Annotated in this window: 3 protein-coding genes and 5 tRNA genes; 5 read left to right on the forward strand and 3 right to left on the reverse strand. The window is 61.9% G+C overall.

Features of this window, described 5'->3' with window-relative positions:
- The coding region (rnr, locus tag ACY3GB_RS08250; RefSeq protein ID WP_463088324.1) for a ribonuclease R at window positions 1–2316 on the reverse strand (2316 nt) is incomplete at its 3' end.
- Between the two features lie 73 nt (window positions 2317–2389).
- Here rnr and ACY3GB_RS08255 point away from each other — a divergent pair.
- From ACY3GB_RS08255 to ACY3GB_RS08275, 5 genes are all read left to right on the forward strand, one after another.
- Window positions 2390–2476, forward strand: a tRNA-Leu gene (locus tag ACY3GB_RS08255).
- 35 nt (window positions 2477–2511) lie between these two features.
- Window positions 2512–2598, forward strand: a tRNA-Leu gene (locus ACY3GB_RS08260).
- 62 nt (window positions 2599–2660) lie between these two features.
- Window positions 2661–2747, forward strand: a tRNA-Leu gene (locus tag ACY3GB_RS08265).
- Window positions 2748–2782: 35 nt separating this feature from the next.
- A tRNA-Leu gene (locus tag ACY3GB_RS08270) sits at window positions 2783–2869 on the forward strand.
- 62 nt (window positions 2870–2931) lie between these two features.
- A tRNA-Leu gene (locus tag ACY3GB_RS08275) sits at window positions 2932–3018 on the forward strand.
- 109 nt (window positions 3019–3127) lie between these two features.
- Here ACY3GB_RS08275 and ACY3GB_RS08280 read toward each other — a convergent pair.
- Both ACY3GB_RS08280 and ACY3GB_RS08285 read right to left on the reverse strand, forming a co-directional pair.
- Entirely contained in the window at window positions 3128–4522 is a 1395-nt protein-coding gene (locus ACY3GB_RS08280) for a DHA2 family efflux MFS transporter permease subunit (RefSeq protein WP_463088325.1), read from the reverse strand.
- 130 nt (window positions 4523–4652) lie between these two features.
- A complete protein-coding gene (locus ACY3GB_RS08285; RefSeq protein ID WP_463088326.1) occupies window positions 4653–6755 on the reverse strand; it encodes an acid phosphatase in 2103 nt (700 codons plus the stop codon).
- Window positions 6756–6932 lie beyond the last annotated feature (177 nt).

Raw genomic sequence — 6932 nt, forward strand, 5'->3', positions numbered from 1 at the left:
AGGCGGCTCGCCACTCGCCGGTGCCGCTGCAACAGCGTGCGCCCCCGCGCTTCCTTCGCCCTTCCCGCCGCGGCGGCGGCGGCTGGAGCGGGTGCCCATCCGTTTCTCGGCAGCGCCCTCGCCCGCTTCTTGCGCCGAGGAAGGGTCCTTGATCAGCGCGAAGTCGACCTGGGAGTTCTCCAGATTGGCGCCCATCACCTTGACCGTCAGCACATCGCCAAGCCGGTACTGGACGCCGCTCTTCTCGCCGATGATGGCTTGCACATCCTTCTTGAAATGGAAGTAATCCTTGCCAAGCTCGGAGATGTGCACCAGTCCTTCGACATATACGTCGTCCAACAGCACGAATACGCCAAAACTGGTGACCGCGCTGATCTTGCCTTGGAAGATCTCGCCAACCTTGTCGCGCATATAGTAGGTCTTGAGCCAGGACTCGACGTCCCTGCTGGCATCGTCTGCGCGCCGCTCGGTCATCGAGCAGTGCACGCCGAGCTGCGCCCACTTGCCCGGCTTGTACTTGCCGCCCTTCAATACCGCCTTGATCGCCCGATGAACCAGCAGGTCCGGATAGCGGCGGATAGGCGAGGTGAAATGGGTATAGGCCTCATAGGCCAAGCCGAAGTGGCCGTTGTTGTCCGGGGTATAGACCGCCTGCTGCATCGAGCGCAGCAACATGGTCTGCAGCACCGGCGCGTCCGGACGGCCGTGGATCTGTTCGGCCAGCTTGCCGTAATCCTTGGCGGAGGGCTTGTCGCCGCCGCCGAGCGCCAAACCGACCAGCCGCAGATAGGTGCGCAGGTTTTCCAGCTTTTCCTCGGTCGGCCCCTCATGGACGCGGTACAGCGCCTTGTGGCCGTTCTTCTGCAGGAAGTCGGCGGAACAGACGTTGGCCGCCAGCATGCACTCTTCGATCAAGCGATGCGCGTCGTTGCGCACGATAGGCACGATGCGCTCGATCTTGCCCTGCTCATTGAAGATCATCTGCGTTTCCACCGAGTCGAACTCGATGGCGCCGCGCTTGGCGCGCGCGGCCAGCAGGATCTTGAACAGCGCGTACAGATCCTTCACATGCGGCAGCATCGCATGGTCGGTACCGTTCTGCAGCCAATCCCACACCTGGTTGTAGGTGAGGCGGGCTTTGGACTGCATCACCGCCGGATAGAACTTGTACTTTTTGACCTCGCCCTTGGCGTTGATCTGCATGTCGCAGACCATGCACATGCGCTCGACGTCTGGATTCAGCGAGCAGATGCCATTGGACAGCGCCTCCGGCAGCATCGGGATCACCCGGCGCGGGAAATAGACCGAAGTGCCGCGATCCAGCGCTTCTTTGTCCAGCGCGTCGCCCGGCTGCACATAGAAGCTGACGTCGGCGATCGCCACCACCAGGCGGTAACCCTTGCCCTGCTTCTCGGCGTATACCGCGTCGTCGAAATCGCGCGCGGTTTCGCCGTCTATCGTCACCAGCGGCAGCTCGCGCAGATCGACGCGGTCCTTGGTCCAGTCTTTCTTGCGCACCTTCTTCGGCGTTTCCTTGGCCTGGGCCAGCGCGTCGTCCGGGAAACGGTGCGGCAGCGCATGCTTGCGCAGCGCGATCTCGATCTCCATTCCCGGATCGGCGTAGTTGCCCAGCACCTCGGCCACCTTGCCGACCGGCTGATGGCGGGCATCCGGCTGCTGCAGAATGTCCACCATCACCACCTGGCCATCCTTGGCGCCGGCGTCGCCGCCCGGCTCGATCAGGATGTCGTGGTTGATGCGGCGGTCTTCCGGGCGCACCACCCACACGCCGCGCTCGTGCTGAATGCGGCCGACCAGCTTGGTCACCGCGTGCTCCAGCACCTCGACGATCCGGCCCTCCTGCCGGCCGCGACGATCTACGCCGGACGGCCGCACCATCACGCGGTCGCCGTGCATCACCTTCCTCATCTCGCGCTCGGGCAGGAAGATGTCGTTGCCCGAGCCTTCGCCTTCATCGGGGATGGCGAAGCCGAAACCATCGCGGTGGCCGGAAACCTTGCAGCGGATCAGATCGAGTTTCTGGGCGACGCAGACCGCGCCCTTGCGATTGATGATGATTTCGCCGTCGCGCTCCATCGCGCGCAGACGGCGTTCGAAGAAGGATGATTCGTCGCCGTGAATCGACAACATGCCGGCCAATTCATCCGGGAATAACGGCACCCCCTGCTCGGCGAGAATCTGCATGATGAACTCGCGGCTGGGCAAGGGATTGGAATATTTGAGTTTTTCCCTCTCGAGGAACGGATCCTGTTCGCGGAGGGAAGGACTTTTTTGCTTTTTTGAGGTTTGAGCCATTGACACCCTCAGAATTATGTCTATAATTCGCTTCTCGTTGCAGCGATGCAACAGAATGATACAGCAAAGCGACGCCCAGGTGGCGGAATTGGTAGACGCACTAGGTTCAGGTCCTAGCGCCCGCAAGGGTGTGGAAGTTCGAGTCTTCTCTTGGGCACCAATACAGATTCAAAATCGGCTGTACCGAAGCAGTATGCCCAGGTGGCGGAATTGGTAGACGCACTAGGTTCAGGTCCTAGCGCCCGCAAGGGTGTGGAAGTTCGAGTCTTCTCCTGGGCACCAGATATTTTAAAGTCTGGCGCTTTCAGTTCCAGATTTCAGCAGCAATACAATTTAAAGTTTTAGCCCAGGTGGCGGAATTGGTAGACGCACTAGGTTCAGGTCCTAGCGCCCGCAAGGGTGTGGAAGTTCGAGTCTTCTCTTGGGCACCAATACAGATTCAAAATCGGCTGTACCGAAGCAGTATGCCCAGGTGGCGGAATTGGTAGACGCACTAGGTTCAGGTCCTAGCGCCCGCAAGGGTGTGGAAGTTCGAGTCTTCTCCTGGGCACCAGATATTTTAAAGTCTGGCGCTTTCAGTTCCAGATTTCAGCAGCAATACAATTTAAAGTTTTAGCCCAGGTGGCGGAATTGGTAGACGCACTAGGTTCAGGTCCTAGCGCCCGCAAGGGTGTGGAAGTTCGAGTCTTCTCTTGGGCACCAAGCATAAAAGCCGTTGATTGAAAAATCAGCGGCTTTTTTGCGTTCCCCTCCCCCCATCGCAAAACGCCGGCATCAGCCGGCGCTCTTGTTTTTGCTATCCACGCTTCGCCTAATGCCCCGCCGACACCTGCCGTCCAGCATCCTGCTCCAGCTTCCAAAACTGCAGGCTGGACAATATGGTCAGGCCGCCCATGAACAGAAATGCGTGGCCGAAATCGCCGGCGGTCAGCTGTTGATGGCCCTGCAGCCAGGCAGCGCCCTGCAACGCGAACGCGCCCACGGTCACGCCGAAGCCGGCAGCCAGTTGCTGCGCGACGCTGGACAAGCTGGTGGCGTGGCTAAGCCTCTCCTTGTCGACATCGGCGAAAGTGATCGCGTTCAAGCTGGTGAACTGCAGCGAGCGCAAGCAACCGCCCAGCACGAACACCAGCAGCAGCAGCCAATGCGGCGTATCCGCCTGAAACAGCGAGTACACGGCCACCGAACACCCCGCCAAAATACTGTTCACCACCAGCACCCGCCGGAAGCCGTACCGCTGCAACACCTTGGAGACAACGGTCTTCATCCCTATCGCCCCCATCGCGGTGGAGCAAGTCAGCAGGCCCGACTCGAACGGCGAAAAGCCGAACCCCAACTGCAGCATCAAGGGCAGCAGGAAGGGAATGGTGCCGATGCCGACCCGGAATATGAAGCCTCCGGCCACGCCGGCATAAAAAGTGGGCAGCCTGAGCAAGGATAGATCCAGCAGCGGATGCGACTGCCGACGGTAATGCCGCAGATAGATCAGCAGCAGCGCGGCGCCGAGCAGGCTCAGCCAGATGGACGCGGTCGCCGACAGCATGTGCTTGCCCTCGGTGGCCAGGCCCAGCATCAGCATCGACAGGCCGGCGCCGGTGAGCAGGAAGCCCCACCAGTCCAGCCTGGGCACTTCGTCCTCTTTCAGATTGGCGATGAAACGCCCCGCCAGCGCCAAGCCGAGCAGGCCGATCGGAATATTGATCAGAAAGATCCAACGCCAGTGGAAATAAGTGCTGATGAAGCCCCCCAGCGGCGGCCCTATCACCGGTCCCAGCAGCGCCGGCACGGTCAGGTAGCTGAGCGCCCGCACCAGATCCGCCTTGTCTATGGTGCGCAAGATGACCAGCCGCCCCACCGGCACCATCATCGCCCCGCCTATGCCCTGCAGGAAGCGCGCCAGCACAAAGCCATGCAGGCTGCCGGTCATCGCGCACAACAGCGAGCCCAGCATGAATACCAGAATGGCGGAACGAAAAATGCGGCGGGCGCCGAAACGGTCGGCCATCCAGCCGCTGATGGGAATGAACACCGCCAGGCTGACCAGATAGGACGTCAACGCCAGCTTCAGCGAGATCGGGTCCACCCCCAGATCCTGCGCGATCACCGGCAAGGAGGTTGAAATCACGGTGGCGTCCATGTTTTCCATGAACAGCGCCGTGGCGACGATGAGCGGCGTCAGCATGCCGGGAGCGATTTTCAACTGCATGACGAAAAGATATGAGCGAGAAGCGTTTCAGTTTATCACTCCGCGGCCGCCAGCGTGCCGAATGTCATGAACGCTAACAAAAAGCCGCCCGACAAAGCGGGCGGCCCAGCAGTCAGCGGCGCGGAACGGCTCAGTTGAAGGCCAGCGCCGAGGTGAAGTCGCCCATCGGCTTGCCGCCGTTCCTCACCAGCGCGACATCGCGCGCGGTCACGCCCGGCAACGGCTGCAGGCCGAAGCGTCGTGTCAGGAAGCGCAGGATGGACGCGGTATCGTACTGGGTGTGATCGACATAGCCCTTCTTGGCGAACGGCGAGATCAGAATGGCCGGAATGCGGGTGCCCGGCCCCCAGCGGTCGCCCTTGGGCACCGCCGCGTGGTCGTAGAAGCCGCCGTTTTCGTCATAGGTGACGACCACCAGCATGTTCTTCCACTGCGGGCTTTGCTGCAGCTTGGCGATCACCGACGCGATGTGGGCGTCGCCGTCCGCCACGCTGGCGTAGCCGGCGTGCTGGTTCAGGTTGCCCTGCGGCTTGTAGAAAGCCACTTGCGGCAGCGCGCCCGCGGCTGCGGCGCTCAGGAAATCCTGATCGAAATCCTTCAGGTGCTGGCCGCGATAGGCCGCCTGTTTGGACGAATCGAAACTGGCATAGTAGTTGAACGGCTGATGGTGAGCCTGGAAATTGGGCACGCCGCCGTTATAGATCTTGCTGCGGTCTGACGTGGCCTGCGCCCAGCCGCCGGCATACCAGGCCCAGCTGATCTGCTTCGCGTCCAGGCGATCCGCGATGGTCGCCTGGGTCTGCGCCGGCAAGGTATTGGCCTTGGACGGATCGGCGTAAAGTCCGCTGGCGTCGCTGGCAGCCGGCGCGTTGCCGCTGGGCTGGAAAGCCGGCTGCATGGTGTTGACCGCATAGTACATGCCGGCCGCGTCCCTGGGGGTCAGATTGCCGTCGTTCAGATACTTGGCCGGGCCGGACAATACCGATGCCGGCGCATTGGCCGCCGGCGTCAGCCGCGCGAAATTGCCCTTGGCGTCGACATCGATCGCAGCGATGCTGCCCTTGGCCGGCGAAGCATCGGCATTCGGATACTGCGGCGCGCAGGCGCAGACCAGATACTGGTGATTGAGGAAGGAGCCGCCGAAGGCGCCCATGAAGAAGTTGTCGGCCAGCGTGTATTGCTGGGCCAGCTTCCACATCGCCATCTTGCTGCCGTCGTAATAGCCCATCGACAGGCCGCCGGCGTCGGAATAGGCGGCGAACTTGTCGTTGGCGCCGCCGTTGATCTGCATCTGGTTGTTGTAGAAGCGGTGCACCAGGTCGCGGGTGATCACCGATTGCGGCACCGCCACGCCGGTGCCGTTCAACCCGTTCGGATCGTCGATCTGGAACGGCTTGTTGGCGAAACCCATGGTCTGCGCCTGGCTCAAGGTCACCGCCTGCCCTGCGGCGGTCAGGCCGCCCCAGGTCGGCGGCAGCGCCGGCAGAACCGAGTTGTCGAAATCCTTCTGCGCGACGTAGCCGCCCTTGGAGGCGGGATTCACGCCGGGCACGCCGTTGGCGCCGGGGAACAGGCCATACAGATTGTCGAAGCCGCGGTTCTCGGCGTAGATCACCACCACGTTCTTGATGTCCGACAGCGCCATTCGCCTGTGCAGGCTGCCCTTGATGTCGCCGCCGGCGCCCGCCTCTTTCACCGCGCCGGCGATGGCGTCGATGTTCTGGTTGATCGCCGCCTTCAGCGCGGCTTTGACATCGGGATCGCTTTCCTTATTGTGGTCGCCCAACAGCTTGTCCGCCGGCACGCCCACCCGCGCGGCCACCGCTTTGCGCGCGCTGTTCAAGTCCATGCCGCCATCCATCAGGTCGGCCACCTCGGAAGACAGCGAGCTGACCACGCCGTTGGCCCCAGCCGGCGCGCGGAATACCAGCGGATCGGTCACCGGCGCGGCAGTCTGGGTGTCGGGGTCATACCGAACGGCGTCGGTACCCACCTCCACCACCACATCGCCCTGGCCGCTCAGGCTGAACGCGCCATTGTCGTCGGTGTAGGTCGAGGGTTCGGCGGCATCGCAACGGCCGTTGCCATTGCGGTCCAGACAAACCTTGGCATGGCGGAAGTAGCTGCCGGTCACCAACCCGCTGGTGGAGGCGGAAGCGCCGCCGCTGCCGCAGGCGCTCAATACGGCGGCGCCGACCAGGGTCAGCGCCAGGCCACAGGCTAAACGTTGCATTGCGAATATCCTTGCGATTTGACGGGAAGCGCGCAGTATCGCAACAGCATGTTACATTGCATTTACATTTATTCAGTATTTTCCGTCTGCGCCACATCTAAACAATCATTTTTCATTTTTCTGTCATCAATCCGCAGTACAGTCCCGCCACCGTAAACCGACACCGCCGCCATGCCA

This window comes from Chromobacterium sp. Ag138 (assembly GCF_055181315.1).